This is a genomic window from Thalassoroseus sp., from assembly GCF_984380535.1.
Genome location: NZ_CFHRBF010000051.1, coordinates 1 through 2,023, shown reverse-complemented (window position 1 = coordinate 2,023; position 2,023 = coordinate 1). Strand labels below are relative to the sequence as shown.

Below are 2,023 nucleotides of genomic sequence, written 5' to 3'. Positions count from 1 at the left end.
ACACTCATGATCCAATTCATTTCGTTCTCCTCCGGCTCAGTGCCGAGTTTCTAAGTTGTGACCGTCGTTGGGTCGGACAATTGCCGTGACTCTCGCTCTGACGCAGAATCAAACCCCAGTCCGGCCTCCGGGTCGGTCGGTTCTTCCGGTTCAAGACGATGACCATCATCGTCTCCTCCATCTTCGTCGTGGCTCTCCGTGGGCAGATTGAAGACCACGTAAAGTACTCGTAGTACAAGCAGACTCATAATCATAGCGCTACACACGCCGCCAATCACAACTGTCGCCAGGGGTCGCTGCACTTCCGCTCCCATGCCCGTGCTGAAGGCCATCGGCACGAAACCAAGACTAGCGACGAGAGTCGTCATCAGAATCGGACGTAATCGTGTCATCGCGGCTTCCTCAACCGCTTCATCTAGTGAACGACCGCGTCTGCGTAGTTGTCGAATGGTTGAAACCAGCAGCATGTCGTCAAGTACGGCAACGCCGGACAAGGCGATGAACCCAACGGCAGCCGAGATCGAAAACGGCATATCGCGAATCCACAGGGCTAACACTCCGCCGATCCATGCGAACGGGACGCCCGTGAATACTCGCAGCGAGTCGATCCAATTGCGGTAAGTCGTGTACAGCAAGGCCAGGATAAGCAGCAGTGCGATCGGCACCACGATCATCAATCGCGTCTGTGCTCGCTCAAGGTTCTCGAATTGACCTCCCCATTCGATGCGATAGCGGCCTGGAGGCAACTGAACTTTCTCATCAACAACACGCTGAGCCTCGGCAACGAAGCTTCCAAGGTCACGGCCACGCACATTTGCTTCAATCGTGATGCGACGCTGATACCAGTCGCGTTTGATCGTGTTGAAACCTTCTACACGCTCGATCGAGGCCAGTCGGGAAAGCGGAATGCGTTGGCCCGATGGGGTGGCTACCAGTATGTTGCCAATGGCTTCCGGGTCAGCGCGCGCTTCTTCCGGCAATCGAATGACTAGCGGGAACCGCAGTTGCCCTTCATAGATCTCGCCGACATGGTTGCTTCCGAGGGAGCGGACGATGTTCATCACCGTGCTGGCGGGAATTCCGTAGCGAGCGATCTGGTCCTGTTTTACTTGAATCTGTAAAACTGGCTGACCCGAAATCTGTTCGATCTTCACATCCTCGGCACCGGCGATCGAGTTTATGGCACGCTCAATCTCGACGGCCTTTTCGTTCATCAAGTCAAGGTCGTCGCCATAGAGGATTGCAGCAACATCGGAACGAACTCCCGAGATCATTTCGTTCATTCGCATTTCAATCGGCTGCGACAACGCCAAACGCGGTCCCGGCAAATCGCGAAGTTCACGTTGCACGAGCGTTGTCAATTCTTCCTGCGTCTCCGCCCGCGTCCATTGCTCTCGTGGATGCAATGTGATGAACAGGTCGGTCAATTCGGTTCCCATCGGATCGGTCGCAACTTCAGCGGTGCCGATTCGACTCCAGACCTGATTGACTTCGTCAGGAAACTTTGCTAGCAGCACCTGCTCCATCCGCGTGTTGTATCGCATAGATTCTTCGAGTGGCGTGCCTGCTAATCGCACAACGTTCAGCGTGATGGCACCTTCGGAAAGCCGAGGGACAAACTCGCTGCCGAGGTTGGGAGCGACAAGGCTGAAAACGCTGACCAACAGCAGCACGGCCGAACCGATGACAAACGTCTTGTGGTGCATCGTGAATCGCAGCACCGGGGCGTAGAGCCATTTCAGGACGCGGATCAACCAAGGTTCGGTTTCTTTGACGTTCTTGGGAAGAAAGATGCTTGCCAAGACAGGCATCAACGTCAGCGATAGGACCATCGACCCGGCAAGGGCCATGATGACGGTGAGTGCCATCGGCCGAAACAGCTTGCCCTCGATTCCCTCAAGCGTGAGAATCGGCAGGTAGACGATCATAATGATCAGTTCGCCGAACATCGTCGGTTTGCGAACTTCAATCGCCGCTTCACGGATGATTTCAAGACGACTCTTGCCGTCCCGATTGTGAGCCA

1 protein-coding gene is annotated in these 2,023 nt (G+C 55.3%); it reads right to left on the bottom strand.

What is annotated here, in order from left to right; genetic code table 11:
* Positions 1-50: 50 nt before the first annotated feature.
* A partial coding sequence (locus tag AC5DDB_RS29930; protein ID WP_491743442.1) for an efflux RND transporter permease subunit occupies positions 51-2,023 on the bottom strand: 1,973 nt, incomplete at its 5' end.